The sequence below is a fragment of the Rhodococcus sp. P-2 genome, from assembly GCF_016598535.1.
Lineage (GTDB): Bacteria > Actinomycetota > Actinomycetes > Mycobacteriales > Mycobacteriaceae > Rhodococcus_F > Rhodococcus_F baikonurensis.
The window spans coordinates 2,135,574-2,157,467 of record NZ_CP066779.1; the positions used below are offsets into that span (position 1 = coordinate 2,135,574).

General features: G+C 61.0%; 19 protein-coding genes and 2 pseudogenes. 9 read left to right on the plus strand and 12 right to left on the minus strand.

Annotation, left to right across the window (positions count from 1 at the left end):
- The first annotated feature begins 1 nt into the window (after position 1).
- From I7X09_RS10130 to I7X09_RS10150, 5 genes and pseudogenes are all read left to right on the plus strand, one after another.
- Positions 2-1,189, plus strand: a pseudogene (locus I7X09_RS10130) (lipid-transfer protein).
- A 1-nt stretch (position 1,190) separates the two neighbouring features.
- Positions 1,191-1,572: pseudogene (locus tag I7X09_RS10135) on the plus strand (MaoC/PaaZ C-terminal domain-containing protein).
- 24 nt (positions 1,573-1,596) lie between these two features.
- Entirely contained in the window at positions 1,597-2,754 is a 1,158-nt protein-coding gene (locus I7X09_RS10140; protein WP_200316608.1) for an acyl-CoA dehydrogenase family protein, read from the plus strand.
- 49 nt (positions 2,755-2,803) lie between these two features.
- The gene (locus I7X09_RS10145; RefSeq protein ID WP_200316610.1) at positions 2,804-3,970 is read left to right on the plus strand and encodes a thiolase family protein; all 1,167 of its coding nucleotides are present in this window, start codon (positions 2,804-2,806) and stop codon (positions 3,968-3,970) included.
- 31 nt (positions 3,971-4,001) lie between these two features.
- Entirely contained in the window at positions 4,002-5,672 is a 1,671-nt protein-coding gene (locus tag I7X09_RS10150; RefSeq protein ID WP_200316613.1) for a class I adenylate-forming enzyme family protein, read from the plus strand.
- A gap of 83 nt (positions 5,673-5,755) precedes the next feature.
- Here I7X09_RS10150 and I7X09_RS10155 read toward each other — a convergent pair whose 3' ends face one another.
- The 5 genes from I7X09_RS10155 to I7X09_RS10175 all read right to left on the minus strand — a co-directional run bounded on the left by I7X09_RS10155 (position 5,756) and on the right by I7X09_RS10175 (position 10,648).
- On the minus strand, positions 5,756-6,403 hold the full coding sequence (locus I7X09_RS10155) for a GntR family transcriptional regulator (protein ID WP_095968864.1): 648 nt from the start codon (positions 6,401-6,403) through the stop codon (positions 5,756-5,758).
- A gap of 28 nt (positions 6,404-6,431) precedes the next feature.
- Positions 6,432-7,199 carry an enoyl-CoA hydratase/isomerase family protein gene (locus tag I7X09_RS10160; protein ID WP_200316615.1) on the minus strand — a complete coding sequence of 256 codons (768 nt, stop codon included), beginning with the start codon at positions 7,197-7,199 and terminating at the stop codon, positions 6,432-6,434.
- On the minus strand, positions 7,196-8,266 hold the full coding sequence (locus I7X09_RS10165) for an acyl-CoA dehydrogenase family protein (RefSeq protein WP_200316617.1): 1,071 nt from the start codon (positions 8,264-8,266) through the stop codon (positions 7,196-7,198). Before I7X09_RS10165 ends, I7X09_RS10160 begins: the two co-directional genes overlap by 4 nt.
- A complete protein-coding gene (locus tag I7X09_RS10170; protein WP_200316619.1) occupies positions 8,263-9,390 on the minus strand; it encodes an acyl-CoA dehydrogenase family protein in 1,128 nt (375 codons plus the stop codon). The genes I7X09_RS10165 and I7X09_RS10170 overlap by 4 nt, the downstream gene beginning before the upstream one ends.
- Positions 9,391-9,499: 109 nt before the next feature.
- On the minus strand, positions 9,500-10,648 hold the full coding sequence (locus I7X09_RS10175) for a TetR/AcrR family transcriptional regulator (RefSeq protein ID WP_095968598.1): 1,149 nt from the start codon (positions 10,646-10,648) through the stop codon (positions 9,500-9,502).
- A 202-nt stretch (positions 10,649-10,850) separates the two neighbouring features.
- On the opposite strand from I7X09_RS10175, the gene I7X09_RS10180 reads away from it, so the two are divergent.
- Positions 10,851-12,008: an acyl-CoA dehydrogenase family protein gene (locus I7X09_RS10180; RefSeq protein ID WP_095968597.1), complete on the plus strand. Its 1,158-nt coding sequence runs from the start codon at positions 10,851-10,853 to the stop codon at positions 12,006-12,008.
- Positions 12,009-12,098: 90 nt separating this feature from the next.
- Here the strand turns inward: I7X09_RS10180 and I7X09_RS10185 are convergent, their stop codons facing one another.
- Positions 12,099-13,544: an aldehyde dehydrogenase gene (locus I7X09_RS10185; protein WP_200316621.1), complete on the minus strand. Its 1,446-nt coding sequence runs from the start codon at positions 13,542-13,544 to the stop codon at positions 12,099-12,101.
- A 185-nt stretch (positions 13,545-13,729) separates the two neighbouring features.
- On the opposite strand from I7X09_RS10185, the gene I7X09_RS10190 reads away from it, so the two are divergent.
- Complete coding sequence (locus tag I7X09_RS10190; protein WP_095968595.1) at positions 13,730-14,683, plus strand: TauD/TfdA dioxygenase family protein; 954 nt, start codon at positions 13,730-13,732, stop codon at positions 14,681-14,683.
- A 10-nt stretch (positions 14,684-14,693) separates the two neighbouring features.
- Here I7X09_RS10190 and I7X09_RS10195 read toward each other — a convergent pair whose 3' ends face one another.
- Positions 14,694-15,248, minus strand: coding sequence for a TetR/AcrR family transcriptional regulator (locus tag I7X09_RS10195; RefSeq protein ID WP_200316623.1), 555 nt, complete (start codon positions 15,246-15,248; stop codon positions 14,694-14,696).
- Positions 15,249-15,433: 185 nt separating this feature from the next.
- On the opposite strand from I7X09_RS10195, the gene I7X09_RS10200 reads away from it, so the two are divergent.
- Positions 15,434-16,657, plus strand: coding sequence for a cytochrome P450 (locus I7X09_RS10200; protein ID WP_200316625.1), 1,224 nt, complete (start codon positions 15,434-15,436; stop codon positions 16,655-16,657).
- Between the two features lie 401 nt (positions 16,658-17,058).
- A complete protein-coding gene (locus tag I7X09_RS10205) occupies positions 17,059-17,679 on the plus strand; it encodes a hypothetical protein (protein WP_200316627.1) in 621 nt (206 codons plus the stop codon).
- A 99-nt stretch (positions 17,680-17,778) separates the two neighbouring features.
- Here the strand turns inward: I7X09_RS10205 and I7X09_RS10210 are convergent, their stop codons facing one another.
- The 5 genes from I7X09_RS10210 to I7X09_RS10230 form a co-directional block, all read right to left on the minus strand.
- Entirely contained in the window at positions 17,779-18,396 is a 618-nt protein-coding gene (locus I7X09_RS10210) for an alternate-type signal peptide domain-containing protein (RefSeq protein ID WP_200316629.1), read from the minus strand.
- Between the two features lie 41 nt (positions 18,397-18,437).
- Positions 18,438-20,036 (minus strand): signal peptidase I, encoded by a 1,599-nt coding sequence (locus I7X09_RS10215; protein WP_234036875.1) that lies wholly within the window; start codon positions 20,034-20,036, stop codon positions 18,438-18,440.
- An 82-nt stretch (positions 20,037-20,118) separates the two neighbouring features.
- Positions 20,119-20,715 carry a SipW-dependent-type signal peptide-containing protein gene (locus tag I7X09_RS10220; RefSeq protein ID WP_200316633.1) on the minus strand — a complete coding sequence of 199 codons (597 nt, stop codon included), beginning with the start codon at positions 20,713-20,715 and terminating at the stop codon, positions 20,119-20,121.
- Positions 20,708-21,343, minus strand: a complete 636-nt coding sequence (locus tag I7X09_RS10225) for a signal peptidase I (protein WP_095968588.1) — start codon at positions 21,341-21,343, stop codon at positions 20,708-20,710. The genes I7X09_RS10220 and I7X09_RS10225 overlap by 8 nt, the downstream gene beginning before the upstream one ends.
- Entirely contained in the window at positions 21,340-21,894 is a 555-nt protein-coding gene (locus tag I7X09_RS10230; protein ID WP_124567752.1) for a hypothetical protein, read from the minus strand. The genes I7X09_RS10225 and I7X09_RS10230 overlap by 4 nt, the downstream gene beginning before the upstream one ends.

A 21,894-nucleotide genomic window follows, 5' to 3' on the forward strand; every position in this document is an offset into this window, starting at 1 on the left:
GATGAGCCGTAAGGCATTTGTAGTCGGGGTCGGCATGATCCCGTTCACCAAACCAGGTAAGAGTGACGACTACGACGTCATGGGTGCAAGAGCGGCCACCGCAGCGTTGAGGGACGCGGACCTCGAGTACTCGAAGGTTCAGCAGGCCTACGTCGGGTATGTGTACGGCGATTCCACCAGTGGCCAGCGAGCGCTGTACAACCTCGGCGAGACCGGCATTCCGGTGGTCAACGTCAACAACAACTGCGCCACCGGTTCGACTGCGCTCTAGCTGGCTCGACAGGCAGTCGAGAGCGGCGCGGTGGAATGTGCTCTGGCGCTCGGCTTCGAGCAGATGCAGCCCGGAGCCCTCAAGGGTGCCTGGACTGACCGCCCGCGGCCGCTCGGTCGCTTCGACGAGGTTCTCGAGGCTGCCGCCGGGATCGACGCATCAGTTCCGCGGGCTGCGCAGTACTTCGGTGTAGCGGGTATGGAATACATGGAGAAGTTCGGCATGAAGGCCGAAACGTTCGCCAAGGTTCAGGTCAAGGCACGCAAGCACTCGGCCGGCAACCCGTACTCGGTGTTCCGCACACAACTCACCGAAGACGAAGTGATGGCAGCGCCGACACTCTTCGGACCCGTCACGCGGTATCAGGCCTGCCCACCCACGTGTGGCGCCGCGGCAGCGATCATCTGCACCGAAGAATTCGCCCGCGCCAACGGACTTCGCACAGACGTCGCGATCAAAGCCCAGTCGATGACGTCGGATCTGCCCAGCACCTTCAACGAAGGAAGCATGATCAAGGCTGTCGGCTACGACGTCACCGCTTCGGCGGCTCACAACGTCTACGAGGCCTCGGGCGTCGACCCCCGCGACATCAGGGTCGTCGAACTTCACGACTGCTTCACGGTGAACGAGGTGCTCTGCTACGAGGCTCTCGGGCTCGTGGAAGAGGGCGGCGCCGAGCAGTTCATCCTGAACGGCGACAACACCTACGGCGGACGAGTGGTGGTCAACCCGTCCGGCGGCCTTCTGTCCAAGGGCCACCCACTCGGCGCCACCGGCCTCGCCCAATGTGCGGAGTTGGTATGGCAGCTTCGTGGCGACGCCGGCCCACGTCAGGTGGACGGTGCAACCCTCGCTCTGCAGCACAACCTCGGCCTCGGCGGTGCCGGAGTCGTCACCCTCTACGAAAAGGTGAGCTGAGATGAATACCGGAGACACCTTGGACCTGACGGTCCCGAAGATCACTCGCACCACACTTGCTCTGTACGCCGGGGCTTCGGGTGACCACAATCCCGTTCACATCGACACGGGATGCCTGTGCAGCAGTTGGTATTCCCGACGTCTTCGCCCACGGCATGTTGTCCATGGCTTACCTCGGACGACTTCTCACCGATCGCTACGAGCAGGATCGCATCCATTCCTTCTCCGTCCGGTTTTCTGCAATCACCCCGGTGAACTCGACGCCGCAGTGCACCGGCACGGTCGTCAAGGTCGAAGACGGCCTCGGTCACCTCGATCTCACCATGACGCTGCCCGACGGCACCGTGACACTGCGTGGTTCCGCAGTCGTCGCGGTCAACTAACCCTCCACGAGAAAGCAGAACGAGATGAAGCGCAACCTCTTCACCCAAGAGCACGAGGATTTCCGCGAAACGATCCGCACGTTCATCGCCAAGGAGGTCACTCCGTTCTACGCAGACTGGGAACGTGACAACCGCGTCCCACGTGAGTTGTTCAACAAGCTCGGCGATCTCGGTGTCATGGGTTTCGACATCCCCGAGGAGTACGGCGGAACCGGCACGATCAGCTACAAGTTCCAGGCGGTGATGGACGAGGAAACCTCGCGCGCGGCGGTGAGCTTCGGCCATTACACGGTCAGTACCGGAATCGTCCTGCCGTACCTCCTGCGTCTGGCGAACGAAGAACAGAAGCAGCGCTGGCTCCCGTCGATCGCTACCGGTGAGAAGACGCTGTGCATCGCCATGACCGAACCCGGCACCGGTTCCGATCTGGCCGGCATCCGCACCACGGCCAAGCTCTCCGACGACGGCACGCACTACGTACTCAACGGAGCGAAGACCTTCATCACCGGAGCGGTGAATTCCGAACTGTGCGTGGTGGTTGCACGCACGTCCGCGCCCGCAGAGGACGATCGACGCTTCGGGCTGAGCCTGATGGTGATTCCCACCGATGCGCCGGGATTCGAATACGGTCGCAAGCTCGAGAAGCTCGGCCTCCGCGCCAGTGACACCAGCGAACTTTCGTTCACCGACGTCAAGGTTCCGGTTGCCGATCTCCTCGGCGAGCAGGACAAGGGCTTCTCGTATCTGGGGCAGAACCTGCCGCGCGAGCGCCTCTCGATCGGTAGTCGCGGCGTGGCATCTGCCCGGGCGGCAATCGAATTCGCAAAGGCATATGTCCAGGAACGTCAGGTGTTCGGCAAGCCCGTCGCGGCGTTCCAGAACACCAAGTTCGTTCTCGCCGAGTGCTCTGCCGAGGTCGAGGCCGCGCAGGCACTCGCCGATCGCGGCATCGAACTCGACGATTCGGGCGAACTCACCGCCGCGGACGCCGCGCGCATCAAGCTGTTCGGTACCGAGGTAGCCGCGCGCGTCATCGACAAGTGCCTGCAATTGCATGGCGGCTACGGCTACATGCTCGAGTACCCGATCGCACGCCTGTACGCGGACACTCGTGTGAGCCGCATCTACGGCGGTACGAGCGAAGTCATGAAGACGATCATCGCCAAGGACATGGGTCTGTAGAGACCAGAGCTAGATCTTCCCAGTCACACGAACGATCGAAGGAGTTCCCATGCGTGACGCAGTCATCGTCGACGCCGTCCGGACCGCAGTCGGTAAACGGAACGGTGCACTTTCCCGAATGCATGCAGTCTCGCTGTCTGCACATGTTCTCGAGTCCTTGGCCGATCGCGTAGATCTCGATCCGGCGCTCGTGGACGACGTGATCTGGGGCTGTGTCGGCACGCTCGGGATGCAGTCCGGTTGCATCGCCCGGTCTTCGGTCCTGGCGGCCGGTTGGCCCGAACATGTACCCGGGGTTACCGTCGATCGCCAGTGCGGATCGTCTCAGCAGGCCGTTCATCAGGCGGCCGCTGGCGTGATCTCCGGCCAGTACGACGTCGCAATCGCGGGCGGCGTCGAAATGATGAGCGCTGTACCGATGGGCTCCGCGCGTGCGGACGCGCGTTTCGGTGAGCCGCACGGGCCACTTGTGTGGGAGCGCTACAACGGCATTCGTTTCAACCAGGGTGTGGGCGCCCAGATGATTGCCGAAAAGTACGGCATCTCGCGAGCCGAACTGGATCAGCACGCACTGGATTCACACGAGCGCGCCGCCGCCGCCGTCGACGAAGGTCGCTTCAAGGATCAGATCACTGCTGTGACGGTGACCGATGCCGACGGCCGCAGCAGTGTCTTCGAGAAGGACGAGGGTGTGCGCCGCGGTGGCACCCTCGAAAAGCTCGGATCGCTCAAACCTGCTTTTTCCGAGGATGGTTCGATCACCGCTGGTAATTCGTCGCAGATCTCCGACGGTTCGGGCGCGCTGCTCGTGACCACGAGCGAGTTCGCGAAGTCTCAGGGTTGGACGCCCATCGCGCGTATTCACACCGCGGTGGTCACCGGAACGGATCCGGTCACCATGCTCGAGGGTCCGATTCCGGCTACGGCGAAAGCTCTTGCAAAGTCCGGTCTCTCGATCGGTGACATCGGCGCATTCGAGATCAACGAGGCTTTCGCCTCGGTGTCGCTCGCGTGGCTCCGTGAGACCGGCGCCGACTACGAACGCATGAACCCAAACGGTGGCGCGATGGCACTGGGCCATCCGATCGGCGGTTCTGGCGCACGTCTGATGACCACTCTGGTACATCACATGCGAGAGAACGGCATCCGCTACGGATTGCAGTCCATGTGTGAAGGCGGCGGAATGGCCAATGCCACGATTCTCGAGCTGATCTGAGATGACGGCTACAGAGATCCAGAGCCCTGACATGAGTTCGAGTTGGCCACTCGGGCTGCCCCGCAGCTTGGACTATCCCGACTGTGGTGCCGATGCGATCCTGGCGGGAGCGGCCCGCTCGTACCCGGACCGCCTCGCGCTCGTCGACGGCGACACGTCGCTGACCTTCTCGCAATTGCATGATCAAGCGCTGCGCGTAGCGCAGGGTCTGCGGGAGCGCGGTGTCCAGCCGGGTGATGCAGTGGGACTACACATGCCGAATTCTATCTGGTTCATTGTCGCGTACTACGGCACACTGTGCGCCGGAGCAGCAGTGGCTCCGATAAATCCGGCGCAGCCTGTGGCCGAATTGAAGCGCCAACTCGACGACGTCGACGCCAAGGTCGTGTTCACCCATCCGTCCTGTGCTGCAACGGCAATCGAGGTCAACTCACAGTCCACACCGCCTCGCATCCTGGTACTGGTTCCGGGAGCCGACGCGCAGTCCGGCCATTGCGGAGGTCTCACCTCCATCACGGACCTCGCCTCGTCGAAACCACTGGCCGACTACCGGGTGGATCCCGAACTTGTTGCTCACCTGCAATTGACCGGCGGCACGACCGGAAAGTCCAAGGCCGTACGAGTACTCCATCGGAATCTCGTGGCCAACGTACTCCAATCCGCCTGTTGGCGCTCCGGTCATCGGACCGAACTCGTCGACGGTGCACTTCTCGTCCGACCGATCGACGGGGCAGTGACGCGTTACTCCATCGTTCCGGGTGAGGGTGCGTCGATCTCGATCGCACCTCTGTTCCACGGTCTCGGTCTGGTCAGCCACAACTTCACCACCTTGCTCGGCGGCACAGTGGTACTCGGGACGCGCTTCGATCCGGACCGATTTCTCGCCGACGTCGACAGGTATCAGGTGACGTACATCGGCGGGTCTCCCACCATGTACTACGCATTGCTACGCGCACGGACTCTGCGTGAGCACGATCTGGGTTCGGTTCGGATTCTCGGATCCGGAGCGGCCCCGCTCGACACCACAGCGATCCGCACATTGCGCGAGGTCTTTCCGAACGCGCTCGTCACCGAAGGCTACGGACTCAGTGAAGCAACAATGGGGCTGACGATGGGTTCTCCGTGCGAAGAACGCCCTACCCCGTTGGGGAGCGTCGGGCTCCCCTTCCCCGACACCGAGATTCAGATCCGCGACGAAGTCACCGAAGCTGTCCTGGCAACGGGTGAGACCGGACAGATCTGGGCCCGCGGGCCACAGATCACCGACGGATACCACAACGAACCCGAACTCAGTGCCGGTCAGTTCATCGACGGTTGGCTTCATACCGGGGACATGGGTTGGCGTGACGAGCAGGGCAATCTGTTCATCGGTGGCAGATCCAAGGACTTGATCATCTACAAGGGGTACAACGTCTACCCGCAACCGCTCGAAGAGTTGGTGTGCACCCACCCCGACGTACTGCAGGCGGCCGTGGTCGGCGCGCCCGACCAACTGGCCGGGGAGATTCCGGTGGCCTTCGTCGTGGTCGCCCCGGAGTCGATCGATCGCATCGAGCAGATTGCGACCGAGATCATGGATCACGTTGCCACGCAGGTTGCTCCGTACCAGAAGATACGCGAGGTGTACGTACTCGACGAGTTGCCGTCGACGCAGACCGGGAAGATCCGTAAGAACGAACTTCGTGACAGTCTGGCGCCCTGAGCGTTCGGCCGTCCGACGAATACCGATGCGCGGTATCCGAGAATCCCACGGATACCGCGCATCTGTCTGCTCCTCGTCAACGCTCAGCGAGGTCGACCGCCGCCGAGCCTTCGCACGACCAGATCTTCGGTAGCAGATCGGTGTTCGTCGCTGGCCCGGATCAGTTCGGCCGAATCCTGATCGCGAACGGCCTGGAGAATCCGGCCGTGGTCCTCGGAAACCTTCCGACGCGACGACGGTTCGTGGATGTACAGGGCACGATAGAAGTCCGACATGTACCAGAGCCGATCCACTTCCTGCAGCACACGCTTCAGGGGCGAGTACGAGAACAAGCGGAAGTGGAACTGACGGTTGGCTTCCTGAAACTCGGGGCCCTCCTCGCTCGGTTCGGCCTGGTCGACCTGCTCCTGTATTCGTTCCAACTCGGCGACGTCGACGCCACCGAGATCGATCGACGCCAGGATCTCCGTTTCGAGCAGACGTCGCATCAAGTAGAGCTCGGAAAGATCTTCACTGCTGAATCTGGTGACGGTGTACCCGGTGTTCGACTTGTGTTCGAGGACGCCCTCTGCCTGCAAGGTCGACAGTGCCTCACGGACCGGAATTCGGCTGACGTTCAACCGCTCGGCGAGCTCGCTTTGGTGGACTTTCTGTCCAGGCAGCAGCTCGCCCGAGACGATCATCTGCCTGATCTGTTGCAGGCAGCGTTGTGCACCGGTTGGTTCCTTCACAGTGGACACGATAGTGGTCGCGCCGACCTCACCTCGCGTTGAACTGCGGTTGCACTCGTGCAAGATTGGCCTCGATGCCGGCGACGCAGTCCTCGGTCCCCCACAGAACTACCTGCTCCGCCAACTCGCGCTCGAGGACAGTGGCGACCTCGTCCCGTAGCCCCGCGCGCAACGTCGCCTTCATGGAGCGGACGGCCAACGGTGCACTCGAGGCAATTTCGTGTGCATATTCGAGCGCCTCCTGCCGAATGTTCGCATCTTCGGCCAGACGGTCCACCAAGCCGCGTTCGTGCGCCTGTGTCCCCGTCAGCCGCCGCGCCGTGTACAGCAGGTCGGCTGCGCATTGTGCCGAGACGATTCGAGGCAAGGTGACGCTGAGCCCGAATCCCTGATGGAACCCCAACGCAGCGAAGTTCGCGTGCAACCGTGTCGACGGCCCGGCAACGCGAAAGTCCGCCGCGCAGGCGAGGCCGAGCCCACCGCCCACCGCGGATCCCTGCACTGCCGCAATCACGGGAACCGGAATCTCGAACAACCGCAACGCCTCGGTGTAGATCGCGCGTACCGTGTCGGCACGATCGGGCCCAAGTCCGCCCTCACCGAAGTTCGCGCCGGCGCAGAAGTGTTTGCCCGCCGAGGCGAGAACGATCGCTCGAATGTCTCCTCCCTCGACGAGATCAGCTGCTGCATCAGCGATTTGCCGCAAGAGTGCCTGATCGAAGTAATTGGCGGGCGGGCGTGAGAACTCGATGGTTCCTACGTGTCCGTCGATTTCCACGTGTACGGCGTCGGTCATGATTTCAGCTCCAAGGTCGGTTGCGGGTCGGTGATCAAGCGGGGCAAGGAGGGCGTCGCCGCGACGGCCGTTCCGAGCTGCGTCGCCAGTGCGATTTCGTCGCCGAACTCCGATCTCCAGGCATGCAGTCGACGGGTGAGTTGTTGCAAGCGGTACTCGCGGGTCATGCCGATCGCACCGTGCGCCTGGTGGGCGGCGCGCACGGTCGCTAGCGCATTCTGCGAAATCACCAATTTGGTTGCGTACACTTCGAAGTCGGCGTCACGGCTGGTGAGCGCATGCGCAGTGCGATCCACAGCCAGCGTCGACATCGATGCCATCTGCGCGAGAGTGACGACGTGCTGCTGGACGGCTTGAAATTGCGCGACGGGCTTGCCGAACTGCACCCGCTCCGACACGTAGCGCCGAGTCAACGTCGACACCGCCTCCATGGCTCCCGCCATCTGCACCGAACGCAAGAATGCGCCGAGTCTACCGAGAATTCGGGGATCAACCGGGTTTTCACCGTCAACGGTACGCGCTTCGGAGAACGTCAGACTCTCACTCGGTTGCCCCGCAAGATCCGTTCCGGAACCGATCTCGGCGTCGGAGATGTTCAGGAGTACGACTCGATCACCGAGAACTGCCGCCAGCACTGACGCGGCGCTCCCCCACGGCACATCGTGAAACGTTCCGGATACGAGACCGTCGCCGATCCGACGCGCATCGTCGCGCTGTGAACCCGGTGCGACGGTTGCGATTCCGGAGGGCACCGGTAGCCCGGCCGCGGCTGCCAGCCTGCCCGCCAGGTAGGTCTCGGCGAGCGGCAACGGCGCAGCGTGCTTGGCCGCCGCGCGCTGGACAGTCACGGCGTCGAGGAGCGAGCCACCGGAACCACCAGCAGATTCGGGAAGACCGACCAGCGGCAACCCCAGTTCCACTGCCGCATACCACAATCCGGTGGGCAGGCCGTCGATCTCCGCCTGCGCTACCACCTCGGTGCCGGACTTCTCGGAGAAGAATTGCTCGACCATCGCTTCGAGGTCGGCGTCGAATGTGTACGCGTTGATCTCTGACCTCGAATTCATCGGTTCAACCCTTTCACGATCACAGTGCGCAGAATTTCGTTGGTACCGCCGCGAATCGACCACGACGGCGCCACCAGCACGGCCCGGGCGAGCAGTGACTCGTACGGATCGTCGGATGCAAGGTCTGGTGCCCGGCCGAGGTGCCGCGCGACGGTCGCAACACAGTCCTGTTCGAAGCGTGTGGCCATCTCCTTGATCAGCGCCGCCTCCGTGACCGGCGAGCGGCCGCCGTCGACCATCCGTGCAATGGACAGCGACATTCCGCGAAAAGCCCAGCAGCGTGCAGCAATCGAGCCCAGATCGGCAAGGGCAGCCGGCCCGCCCTGCGCTGCTTGGTTGGCTGCCCAGTTCTCGAGGACCGGCATCAGCGACATCCAACGGTCGACGCCACCTCGCTCGAGTGCCAGTTCACCGGTGTTTTGTCCCCAGCCCGCTCCGACGTCGCCGAGGCGACGCGAATCCGGCACGAAAACGTCCTGGAACGACACCTCGCAGAAGTCCTCACTACCGTCGATGAACGGAATGGGTGAGACGGACAGGCCGTCGCTGTCGCGATCGACGATCAGCTGAGTGAGTCCGTTGTGCTTGTCCGCCGAGGTTCGGAGCAGGGCGAGTATGTGTGTGGCGTGGAAGGCGCCGGTGGTCCAGATCTTGGTGCCATTGACTTTCCAGCCACCATCGACACGTTCGGCGCGAGTGCGTACCGATGCCAGGTCCGAACCCGAGTCGGGCTCACTCATCCCGATCGAGAACGAGAACTCACCGCCGGCGATACCGGGAAGGAAGTACCGCTTCTGTTCCTCCGTGCCGTTGGCGGCGATGCTCGGACCAGACTGCCTGTCTCCGATCCAGTGATACCCGACCGGTGCTCCCCGCGCGAGAAGTTCTTCCACGACGACCAATCGATCCACTGCTGACCGTCCGCCCCCGCCGTATTCCTTCGGCAGCGACATGCCGAGCCACCCACGGCTACCGAGATCTCGCGAGAACACCGGGTCCACCGCCCCCGACATCCCGAGTCCGAGTGGATAGCTACCGGGGGTCAGCCGCTTGTCGAGGTATTCCCGTACTTCTGCCTGAAGTTCGAGTTCCTCGATCGTCAGTTCTGTTGCGTCGAAACGCATGGACGTCTCCGATCAGTTGATTCATCGACTGGGTTCATTGCAACGTATACAAAAATGTATACCATCTTGAATATGGCTGTCTGCCAACAGCACCCGGCTGATCGCGCGACTACCTGGCCAGCAAGACGGCGGAGCCGATCTCGAACAGACGCTCAGGCAGGTCGTCACGACGACGTAGTCGGCCGATACGCACGGCGTTCTCCACAACCGTCAGAGCAGCATTGACGGTGATTCTGGCCGTCGCGGGTTCAAGTCCCGGACGAACGTCGTCGAGCATCTTGACCCACAACGCGACGTACTCACGCTGATTCTGTTCACACGTGCGGCGGAACTTGTCCGGCAATTGGTCGAGCTCACTGATCAACAAACCGATCAGATGACGCTCGTTGATTGCGAAATCGATGTGTGCCGCAAGCAATCCCGCTAACGCGTCCTCCGGCCCGGTTGCCGCAGCGAGCGCCTGCGCGACACCGATCCGCCGCCGCTCACCACCCCTCGAGACCGCCGCAATCAGCAGGTCGATCTTGGCATCGAAGTGGTTGTACACATTGGGGCCCGTAGTTCCGGCGGCCTCACCGATGTCCTCGGTGTTGACCGCCTGATACCCACGCTCGTCGAACAGACGAATGGCTTCGGTCAACAAGAGTTCACGCCTCGGCATCGCGACCGGAACGTGACCGGTCGGCGTCTCCACCTTCGCCTCGGAGTGGCCGAGTTCCGTGTGCACCGCCCGCTCCGCCAACTCTGCCAACAGCAGTTCCATCTGACGTCTCGGCAGGGACACTCGATGCGAGGACACGCTGTTGAAGACAGCGATGAGAGCCCAGGCGAGCAGATAGCTGTCTTCCTCGTCGAGTTCGGGGCGTTCCGTTCGGATCAGCGCAGCATCGCGGGCCGCAGCGCTCTTGAGCGTCGCGCGCATTTCCTCCCGTTGCTCGTCGGGCAGGTAGCGAGCTTCGCGTTGCCACAGGAGCGACAAACCTCGACGACGAGATACCGACGCCGCAAGCTCGGCGATCATCGATTTCAGATCCTCGGACCCGGCGACCCGGTCGTAGAGCGACTCGATGCCCGCGTTGACCGCTGCGTAGAGAAGATCCGGCTTGTTCTTGAAGTGTCGATACAGGGCAGGCGCCGTGATTCCGACTGCCGCAGCCACCTGTGCAACGGACACGTTGTGATAGCCGTGCTCACGGAAAAGTTCGCCTGCAGCAGCAAGAATCTGCTGTTTGCGGTCGTGGGGCCGACGTACGACCATCGTGACTCTCTCCTTCGCGACAACTGGAAATCTCGAACAACCAAAGCTGCATCGTCAAACACACATCTATGAGTTATTATTCACTTATTGTCGGAAAACAACAGCTCATTCCGCAATCTTCTCTCAACATCTGGTTAGAGAACCTTACCTCACCTCAGAACCGGACACCTGGCTTCAGGGTACCGAGCCCAAGGAGAATCACGTGCAACGAACCGTCTACAACAGCGATCACGATACGTTCCGTCACATGATTCGGACGTTCATCGCCCGTGAGGTCGTCCCACACTTCCCGGAATGGGAGGAAGCCGGCATGGTTCCCCGGTCACTGTATCGACAGTTGGGTGACCTCGGAATATTCGGAATCGAGCTACCGGAGGAGTATGGCGGCGGCGGCGAGACGAGCTTCAAGTATCAGGCCGTGATCCGTGAGGAGACCGCACGGGCAGGGGTCACTTTCGGCGCCGACGTCGTCCACACGTGCCTCGTCCTGCCCTATCTGGTCGAGTACGGCAACGACGAACAGAAAGCGCGGTGGCTTCCCGGATTCCTCTCCGGTGAACTGATGACCGCCATCGCGATGACGGAACCGGGCGCCGGTTCCGACCTTGCCGGGATCAAGACAACCGCGAGACTGTCCGCCGACGGCAGCCACTACATCCTCAACGGATCCAAGACGTTCATCACCGGCGGAGTGCAGGCCGACTTGATTCTCGTGGTCGCCCGCACCAGTCCGGCAAGCGATGCAGACCGACGTGCTGGTCTGTCGATACTCTGCGTCGACACCACGTCGGAAGGCTTCAGCGTCGGCCGCAAGCTCGAGAAGCTGGGGCTACGAGCGCAGGACACCGCAGAACTGTCGTTCACCGATGTCCGCGTGCCGATCGAGAACCTCCTGGGCGACGAGGGTGCGGGGTTCGGCTACCTCACCCGAAATCTCGTCCGGGAGCGACTCGGCGCCGCGGTGGGGTCGTACGCGAATGCAAGCGCAGCAATCGAGTTCACGACCGCATACGTCAAGGAGCGCGAGGTCTTCGGCACGCCTGTGGCTCAGTTCCAGAACACGAAATTCGTCTTGGCAGAATGCTCGGCAGAGGTTGCGGCCGCGCAAGCTGCGGTCGACCGCGCACTCGATCTGGACGAGATCCGTGAGCTGACCGTCGCGGATGCGGCGAGGATCAAGCTCTTCTGCACCGAGACTGCCGGCCGCGTCATCGACAAATGCCTGCAACTACACGGTGGATACGGTTACATGCGCGAGTACCCGATCTCTCGTCTGTATGCGGACACACGGGTCAACCGAATCTATGCGGGTTCGAGTGAAGTGATGAAGACGATCATCGCCAAGGACATCGGAATCTGACGCCAGTCAAGGACATTGGCATCGGACACGAGCTGATTCAGCCCCACCTCGACAATAGAAGTGGGGCTGAATCTTTGTGATTTCGCCTGATCAAGCAGGGAGGAAGATGCTCTTGGCTTCGAGGTACGCCGCCAGACCTTCCGGGCCGAATTCGCGCCCCACCCCCGAATTCTTGTAACCGCCGAAGGGACCAACGACGTCGAATCGTTGGCAGTTGACCGAGAAGGTACCGGTCCGAATCTGCCGTGCCACCTCGACGCCGCGAGCAGTGTCCGCGGTCCACACCGCTCCCGAGAGTCCGAGGTCGGAATCGTTGGCAATCGCGATCGCGTGAGCTTCGTCCTCGAACGCGATCAGGCAGACGACCGGCCCGAAGATTTCCTCGCGAGCAATCCGCATGGAGTTGTCGACGTTGCCGAAGACCGTGGGTTCGACGTACCAGCCTGTCGAAAGCCCCTCCGGAACAGACCCTCCCGTCAATATCTTCGCACCCTCTGCCTCACCGATTTCGACGTAGTCGAGCACTCGTTGCTGCTGCGCCGCACTGGTCATCGGGCCGATCACAGTCGCCGGATCGGTCGGATCGCCAACTTTCATCGCCGCGACCGCAGCAGCACACTTCTCTGCGATCTCGTCATATCTGCTGACTGGCAACAGAATACGCGTCAACGCGACGCAGGCTTGACCACTGTTGGCAAAGGATCCGGCCAGAATGTTGGGCAGCGCTCGATCGATATCTGCGTCTTCGAGGACTATCGCAGCCGACTTGCCACCGAGTTCGAGTGTCACTCGTGTGAGATTGGCGGCCGCAGCAGCCATGATCGCCTTACCTGCTGCCACCGAACCGGTGAAGGCCACCTTGTCGATTCCGGGGTGGGACACCAGATGTGCGCTCACGTCCCGGTCGGCTGGCAAGACGCTGAGCACTCCCTTCGGAAGTCCTGCCTGTGAACAGATCTCGGCCAGCAAGTTCGAATCGAGCGGCGTCTCCGGAGCCGGTTTCAAGATCACCGCACATCCGCTCAGAAGTGCCGGTGCAAGTTTCGCAGCGATCACCAACTGTGGCACGTTCCACGGAACTATTGCTGCCACGACACCCACGGGTTCGTGACGGATCAACATCGGGCCGCCGACGCCCTCACGCGACTCTTCGAACGGAAACTGCGCCGCAACGGCACACGCCGCGCCGTATGCCGCAACGGCTCCCAACACCTGCGTGCGCATCGCCGAACTGGACGGAGCACCGTTCTGCCGCGAGATCAGCGCTGCGAATTCCTCACTCCTGGCGAGAATCGCGTCCTTGATGCGGGTGACGACCGCGATGCGATCAGCAAGGGGTGTCTGTGCCCACTGTCCGGAATCACATGCCGCTCTCGCGATCTCCACTGCGCGGTCGACATCTGCCGTCGACGCCGCTGGGACCGAACCGATCACGCTCTCCGTATGCGGCGATATCACCTCGATGACGCCGCTGTCGGATGGTGTAACCCATTCGCCGCCGATGAATAGTTCGGTGTACTCGACACATGCTTTCATGCTCGCCCACTCCTCAGATTTAGTGTTCAGCGGATCAGCGCTCAGATCTCGCCGGTATGCCGTAGACCATATCTTTCAGATAATAAAGTTAATTGACAATAATGCAAACACGCGACTCCACCACTCTTGACACGATTAAGGATTACGCCTTACCGTAGCGAAGCACTCCAACCGAACGAGTAAGGATGACGGACATGACGGCATTCGTGAACGGACAGATCTACCCGGTAGCAACCGATCCACTCGCTGCTTACGGGCCACTCGTGGCGTCGCGCACCGCGGAGGGATTCGACGTGTTGCCCTACACACGTTTCACACTCACTCCGACGACGCCTACCATCGGTGCAGAAATCTCGGGAATCCAACTGAGCGGGCAGCTCTCGGACGAGACGATGTCGGAACTTCGCCGAGCACTACTCGAATGGAAAGTACTCTTCTTCCGCGATCAAACTATCGACCGCAGCGAACACCGAGATTTCGCGAGTCGATGGGGCTCACTGGAACAGCATCCGTTTTTCAAGTACACCCAACCAGGCCAGAGCGAAGCCGACATCGTCACTCTCGCCAAAGATGCGATGACCGGCGGCGTGGAGAACAACTGGCACAACGACGTCAGTTGGCACGAGTTCCCCTCGTTCGCAGCGGTCCTGCGTGCGGTCGAGGTTCCTCCGGTCGGCGGCGATACCTTGTGGGCCGATACCGGAGCGGCGTACGAACTACTCCCGCAGGACATCAAAGAACGCATTGATCGGCTTGTTGCCGAGCATGATTGGATCAATTCGTTCGGCAAGCACATGGATCCGTCGACGGTGGCGAAGTTGCGCCCACAGTTCCCTGCGGTTCGACATCCTGTGGTGCGGGTGATCCCCGAGACCGGGCGGAAGGTCCTCTTCGTCAATCTCAGCTTCACTCAGAGGATCGTCGGGGTATCCGAAGCCGAGTCCAACGAGCTACTCACCCTGCTCTACCGACACGTACATCGTCCCGAGTTCCAAGTACGCCTCAAATGGCGGAAGAACACGATTGCGTTCTGGGACAACCGAACTTGTCAGCATTACGCGGCCAGCGACTACTTTCCCGCTCGCAGAGTGATGGATCGAATATCGATCGTCGGCGACAGGCCTGTGGGCGCTCGCTGACACCGGAGTCTCAGGAGCTGACGAACGACTCGACCATCCGTCGTTCATCGGTCTCGTCTGCGAGAGGCCATGCCAACAGCATCAACACGATCCGCACCACCCACTGCGACTTCTGCCCTTCGGGATCCAATCCGGCAAGTTCCAGTGCAGTACGCGGCAGCAGCGGCGAAGACACGAGATACTCGTCGATCCCGTTGGCCCGCGCTGCCGCAAGGCCGTGGCTCATGGCAGCGTCGGATCGTATCGCGTCGACGGCGACGAGAATCGACTCCACGATCCGCTCGTCGCCGTGCAGTGATTCGACGGCAGCCGCAACCTGCCTCGCCACGGAAGCCGCACCTCGGGACAACAGCCCTTCGCGAATCGCGGACTTGCCAACCACGTAGCGGTAGAGCGTTGCCCGCGAACAGCCTGCGCGCGAAGCGACGTCGTCGGCATTGAACCGATCGAATCCGTGTTCTCGAATCAGCTCTGCTGCAGCCGCGAAGATGCGCTCGGTAGCGAGTTCACGACGATTACCGCCGGCCAGCCAATCGGCGGCGTGGCGCTCGTTCGCACCGGTCACTCTCCGTCACCTCGTCTCACTCTGAGACAGATTCAATCAGAAATCTCTACGTTCCGGAAGGCGGGGAGCCTCTGACCTGGGAGAAGCAGGGAAGTCAGAATGTGCGTGAGATTTTCTCAAAATGCCAGTTCAGAGGCATTTTCTACCTGTTGACTTCTCCTTCCGGGGCGTGAAATCTTCCCTTCGTGACACCATCGACGCTCGACATCAATCCCTTCCTCCCGTCGAACATCGACGACCCGTACCCGCTCTACGACGTACTCCGGCGCGAGCACCCCGTGTACCGAATTCCCGATACCGACTTCTATCTGGTGTCGACGTGGGAACTGGTCACCGAGGCCGTTTCCCGTACGGAGGACTTCTCCTCCAACCTCACCGGCGTGCTGGTCCGTACACCGGACGGTTCGGCCCTGACCTTCGATATGGACAGCGGCGGGCAAGCTGTTCACTTTCTCGCGACTGCCGACGAGCCCGACCATCAGCACCAGCGCAAACTTGTGCTGCCGACACTGGTCGCCAAACGCATACGAGCACTCGAGCCGACGATGCTCGAGTACACGCAGCAGTTGTGGGACAACGGCTTCGACGGTCGACAGATCGAATGGGTCACGTCGGTAGCGGACACACTGCCGCTGCAGATGGTTGCCACACTGATCGGCCTGCCGGCACACGACGTCCCCCAATTGCTGGAGTGGTCGTACGACAGCACCGAACTTCTCAGCGGCATCGTGACGGCGGAACGGTTGACAGACGTCGTCACCTCGGCTACCGAACTCACCGGGTACCTCTACGGCAAGTTTCGTGAGGCGCGGACAAACCCGGTCGACGATCTACTCGGAGACCTCGTTCACTGCTGTGACGCAGGCGAACTCAGCGAAGACGTGGCCGTGCTGATGCTGGTGCAACTCGTCGGTGCGGGTGGCGAATCAACCGCCGGACTGATCGCCAACTCTGCACGGCTACCCGCCGAGCGCCCTGAGATCCAGATCCAATTGCGCGAGGACCCGATGCTCCTGGGCGCGTTCCTGGAGGAGACGCTCAGACTCGAGTCGCCTTTTCGCGGACACCACCGACATGTCAATGCGGACACAACACTCGGCGGAGTGGCGCTACCCGCCGGAAGTCATCTCATATTGCTGTGGGGCTCGGCGAACCGCGACCCGGAGTCGTTCGCCGAGCCACAGGTGATGAACCTCGACAGGGCCAATCTCCGAGCGCATTTCGCCTTCGGCAAAGGCACACATTTCTGTGTTGGGGCCGCGCTGGCTCGCCTGGAAGCTAAGACCGCAATCGCAGTCCTTCTCGAGAACAGTTCACACGTCTCAGTCGATTCCCAATCCCCACCCCGTTGGGTCCCCAGCATGTTCGTGCGCCGCCATCAGAGTTTGCATCTCGCTGTCACTGGATAAATTCACTCAGTTGTCGAAATCTGTGTAAGAAATACCAATACCGAATCAACATCGCTGCAGCGACTGAAGTCATTGCAGATGCTAATCCGTTACCCCGCATGGCCGGCATGGCACTAACTCGACAAGCGATCGACCAGCTATTCGCGCTCCCAATCTGCCTGCCACATCAGCTCCGGCCACAGTTTCTTTTCAGCTCTCACGTGTTTGAATGATCGAACTTTCGAAAATTGTTGTACAACATACCGATAACTCTCGCAACTCCTGACGCTTGGACGTTCGTCCGACTAGAATTCGGAGGTATGAAAACTATCAGTTACTCATTTCAGTGGCCTGGCGTGCTCTGGAGCACAGCCATAGGGATACTCACAGCCCTCGTACTTGCACTAATGGGTGGAGCACTGATGCCGTCGCTCGCTCATGCCGCAGATGGTGAGAGCGGAATCCTCGAGTACTCCGCCGACAACTCGACCTGGGGGGATACATCCAAAATCCTTTGGAGCACAGACATACTCATCCCCGGTGGGACCAACACAACCACATTCCACGTCCGAAACGCATCGGACCGCGCAGGTGAAGCACACTTCTACGTCGGAGATTACAAAATCAGCGACGGCATGGAAGCATTCCTTCGTGTCGACGTAAACGGCGCTGCCGGCAATCCGCTCACCGTTACCGGCAATGTCGCCACACCGGGGACCCAGTTGAACTCGGTCCGCCTAGCACCGGGCGAAAGCGCCAAGGTTGCCTTCGTCATCGGAATGCCCTTCGAGGCAGGGAATTCCTCGCAGAACGGCAGTATCACGCCGAATTGGAGCGTGGACCTCACGCTCGATTCCACCGATACCCCTGTCACGCCCGAAGGAACCGGATCACTCGATTTCGGTTCCCTGAGCTTCGGTTCGGCTGACTTCGGCTCGGCGAGCTTCGGTTCACTCGACACCGGATCAGTGAAGACTGGATCTGTCAGCTCCGGATCGCTTGATGTCGGGTCGCTCGGCAATCCGGTCACATACATCGGATAAGCAACCCCTACAACAACTCACAAAGTGAGGCCGGGTAGCAGATCTGCTACCCGGCCTCACTTCTGAACAGCTACAGCGCTCGTGCTGCCCGCACCGACATCATGCAGGAATCTGCACCAGGTTCACGTCGAATCGCGCCAAGTTCAACGACTGATCCATCGACAACGCTGTCGCGGCATCCTTGTCGAAGGTGAAACGTATTGTCACGTCGACGATCTTGCCGTCCTTCGACGTACTGACCACAGTTCCGTCGGCACCGACAGGCACTGGCACCCCGTCGAGCTTGACTTCGGTGACCGGCTTCAGCTGGGCAACCAGCGCAGCTCCCCCGGAGACCCCCAGATCACTGGTCGACAACTTCGCCTTCATTTCAGTTCCCTTGATCTCCAACGCGAAACTGGCGTGATAGGTCAGAATATCGCCCGGGACGACAACCATGGTCGACAGGTCGATCGGACCGTTCTGGTCCGTCCATGTTGGCGCGGCGACGGTTTTCAGCGCCAACGAACCGGATTCGACCGGAGTAGTCACGACAGGGGTAGTTGTAGCCGGAACGGACGTAGTCGTGGTGGGCTTGCCACCGCCGGACGAACCCAACGAGCCGGTATCAGCACAGCCAGTCAGGAAGGCTGCTCCGCCGAGCATGACCAGCGATACGCCGATCATTTTGGTACGTCGCGCATTCCATCGACTTGCGGGAACGATGCGGTCATTCATCCGAACTCTCCCGTCCCCGAATTCCGTCTCTTCTGTATGCATCACTTCTGCCCGTCGATCCAGGCAGCGATCTCTGCGGGAGCTTCGCCGGAGGGGTTCTTCTCCGAAACACCCGTTACGGCATTGACTCGATACACGTTGGCGCCGTCCACGATCCACAGCTCATCTGCGTCGGACTGCCACATCGCCGTTGCGGTAGCACTCACCGGCGTGCTCGACACCTCTGCACCCGAACTGTCCGTGACCACCACGGCGACGCTGGCGCCGTCCTGCATCAATGTTGCGCTGTAGCCCGTCAGCGACGTTTCCGCCGCACCCAATGCCACCGGCGCTTCCTTCGTGGTCGTGCTGATTGTCGTCGTTGCATCCGTTGTCGTTGTCGGAGTTGTCGACTGAGTCGTAGTGCTGGTCGAGGTCTCCGTTGTTGTGGTGGGACCGGTCGTGGTTGTCACGTCAGCCGTAGTGGGAGCCGTCGTCGACGTGCCTGTCGTTGCCGGCGTACTGGACGTGGTGGTCTCGGCAGCCGTCGTGGTTGTCGGTGCAACTCCGCGAGCAAGCTGCTCAGTTTCAGCGACAGCCGCGCCGGCGATCGAGCCTGCCTCACCTTGGCAGTAAATGCTTGTCTGAGACGCAGGTTGGCGTAGGTTCCACCCTCGCCAGTCCGTTGAAGACTCGCCCGTAATTCGATTGATCGTGTAGATGCGAAGCGTGTACGTATACGAGTTGAAAACGCTGTAACCAGCGTCTGTGTAGTAGATAGTGGATGAAACCTGGGTTCCTACTGCGGCACCAACACCCGGGTCGTATCCCCACGTTTTCATCAACGAGTTTCCGTTGTAGTAACGTGCCTCGTAGCGGTATTGGGGACCTATGTGACTCCACTTGACGGTGGATGATTGAGAGCCACCAATGCCGTTTGTCGTGCAACTGACGCTGCTCGTTGCGGGATTGATCTTCCCGCTCACGGTCATGGCACCACTCGTTGCGACCGCGGTGTCTGTGAAAGCCGCTGCGGTGCCACTAACCTGCGTGACACCGATCAGTGCAAATGCCGAAACACCGAGAATTGCAAACTTTCGCAGCGAGAACGCCGAGGGATATCCGCCTGTCCCGCTGCTCGACGAAACCATCGGAAATTCCATCGTTGCAGCGGCTTCCGTGTCCACGCTGCCAATTCCTCCGCTCGGACCGTCATCCGTATCCTTGCTGCGAGAGTTGGGCCGGAAGGCAATGACCACCAGTCCGCCGACCAGCGCACCACCGAGGAAGAGCGCGAGTGGACTGGAGAGCCAGGCAACTGCGTAGCCCAGACCCCCGACACTGTAGAAGATGCGGTCAGCTTCGGTGATGAAGTAGGGCTCCACGTCAGGCTTGGCATTTGCGTCACCCTTGAGAGTCACCGTGACAGAGTTGCCGGCCTGCTGGTCAAGTTCGTACACGCGGTGTGTGATGCGCGTGCCTTGTCCGTTGACGACGCTTACGACGTCGCCCACTGCGAGGTCGGTGGCGGGCACGGTACGGGCCAATGCCAAGGAACCAGTGGTGATTTCGGGAGACATCGAACCCGAACGGAAGACGAGCGGCTTGATGCCGAACAGCATCGATGCCGCGGCGGCGAGAACACAGATGAGTCCAGCCACCGCCCCTATTGTCAGAGCGAGTTCGCGACCAGCACGTGCCGATCTCGAACTGCCGGGAGTTGTGTGATCAGACATGGTCACCTCAGGCCGTCGTCGCCGCGAACTGGAACGAAACATTGATCGACTTGTTCTGTTGTGCCGAAAGCACTCCCGTATCGAGAGCAACCTTGAAGCACAGAGTCTCAGAACCTGTATTCGCAGCCAACTGACGGCCTGTTGTGATGATCGGAGTCGCGGCAGTCGTCGACAAGCCGACCGGGCCGGCAATCGGGGTTGTGCAACTCTGATCGAGAACAGTCACCTTCATGAAGGGGGCAAGCGCGGCCTCGCCTGTTGCGGTTGCTGCCATGGTGTATTTGAACTGTGCCGCGCCAGTGTTCTGTACCGGCAGAGTTGCTGTGACACTGTCGCCCGGCATCATGCCAGTCTTGGTCAACGCAGTGAAGCCGTAAGCAGTTGGATCTCCCGGGTCGCCGTTGAGCTTCATCTCGATCGAACCGGTGCTGAATACACCGGAAGTCGCTGTAGCGTTGTCAGTCCACGCAGCAAGAGTACCTACGGCGCCGAGGCCCAGGACAATTCCCGCGGACATGAACGCGCGTGCGCGACCGCTGGTTGCGCCCCGGACCAGACGTGTACCGAGCGAGGCGGGCGCCTGCTGCTCCTCGTGCTTAGACATGGCTGTGCCTTTCTTGCTGCTCAACTCGAGGCGCCGACGCACTCGGTTCGGAAGGTTGGGGGTCTGCAGACGCAGATCGCCGCCGGGTACGGTCACGGACCGATCCGACGAACATGAACACGGCATAGATCGACAATCCGCCGACGACAACCGTCAGCATCACCGAGCGCATCTGCCCTGTGATGGCGTTGTACACGTATCCGATATACGGCACGCTGTACCACACCTTGCCGCGAATCTGCTCCGGTACAACGGGATTATGATCCGCTATCGGATTTGCATCGCCTTGTGTGACGAAGGTGAGATCACCGGCGGAGTTGAGTCGCACCATCGTGATTCGGTGCGTAACCACATCGGGCTTCCCCGACTCGATTTGGTAGGTGATCGCATCACCTGCCTGCAATTGGGCAGCGTCCTGCGGTTTCACCACGATAAGGGTGCCGGGTGGATAGGTGGGCTGCATCGAACCGGTCAACACAGTGAAGGGCGTCGACCCCGTCAAACGTGGAACAACGACTGTCGACACCAGAATCGCCAGAACACCCAGCAGCAGAGCCCACGAGACGATATTGCGGATCCACCACCACGCGCCGGTTCTCTGATCAGAACCCTTCACTGCGTGCGTCATACCGACTCCGCTTCGAATGAGAAGTGCACACTCGTGGAGACACCAGAAGCAACGTCAGGACCGACAGTGCCACGCAGGCACAAGATATCGGTACCGCCGGCAGCGACCGTGCGCCATCCTGGAGCTGTCGGTACCTGAGCACCGACCATGGGCCCGTCGTAGATCGCGGTGCCGGAAGCTGCACCTTGGGCAGGGCAGCCAGCTTCGGAAGTCACCGGCGTCACCGCGAGTGAGAGCGGAACATCAGCGGAAGACTGCGTGACGTTCTGGATCCGATAAATGAGTGGAACGCTACCGGAGTTGTGAACTGTCAACGGAGCCTGTGCATATGCGTTGGGGAACATACCGGTAGCGCCCAGAGCAGTGAAGTCGTAACTGCTCTGGCCGCTACCGGCACTGCCCACCGTCAGGTCGAGGATCCCGGACTGGATCGTGCCACCGGACAGTGTTTCAGCGGCCGTCCACCGCGCGCTGGTCTGCTGCACCGATACGAAGATCAGTCCGATGACCAGCGCGGCGGCGGTTGCCCACCAACGATAGTGCTTACGCAA

Coding starts and splice junctions, on each gene's coding strand:
- I7X09_RS10140 (WP_200316608.1), top strand. CDS start 1,597: ATGAAGCGCAACCTCTTCACCCAAGAGCACGAGGATTTCCGCGAAACG.
- I7X09_RS10145 (WP_200316610.1), top strand. CDS start 2,804: ATGCGTGACGCAGTCATCGTCGACGCCGTCCGGACCGCAGTCGGTAAA.
- I7X09_RS10150 (WP_200316613.1), top strand. CDS start 4,002: ATGAGTTCGAGTTGGCCACTCGGGCTGCCCCGCAGCTTGGACTATCCC.
- I7X09_RS10160 (WP_200316615.1), bottom strand. CDS start 7,199: ATGACCGACGCCGTACACGTGGAAATCGACGGACACGTAGGAACCATC.
- I7X09_RS10165 (WP_200316617.1), bottom strand. CDS start 8,266: ATGAATTCGAGGTCAGAGATCAACGCGTACACATTCGACGCCGACCTC.
- I7X09_RS10170 (WP_200316619.1), bottom strand. CDS start 9,390: ATGCGTTTCGACGCAACAGAACTGACGATCGAGGAACTCGAACTTCAG.
- I7X09_RS10175 (WP_095968598.1), bottom strand. CDS start 10,648: ATGGTCGTACGTCGGCCCCACGACCGCAAACAGCAGATTCTTGCTGCT.
- I7X09_RS10185 (WP_200316621.1), bottom strand. CDS start 13,544: ATGAAAGCATGTGTCGAGTACACCGAACTATTCATCGGCGGCGAATGG.
- I7X09_RS10190 (WP_095968595.1), top strand. CDS start 13,730: ATGACGGACATGACGGCATTCGTGAACGGACAGATCTACCCGGTAGCA.
- I7X09_RS10205 (WP_200316627.1), top strand. CDS start 17,059: ATGCCGTCGCTCGCTCATGCCGCAGATGGTGAGAGCGGAATCCTCGAG.
- I7X09_RS10210 (WP_200316629.1), bottom strand. CDS start 18,396: ATGAATGACCGCATCGTTCCCGCAAGTCGATGGAATGCGCGACGTACC.
- I7X09_RS10220 (WP_200316633.1), bottom strand. CDS start 20,715: ATGTCTAAGCACGAGGAGCAGCAGGCGCCCGCCTCGCTCGGTACACGT.
- I7X09_RS10225 (WP_095968588.1), bottom strand. CDS start 21,343: ATGACGCACGCAGTGAAGGGTTCTGATCAGAGAACCGGCGCGTGGTGG.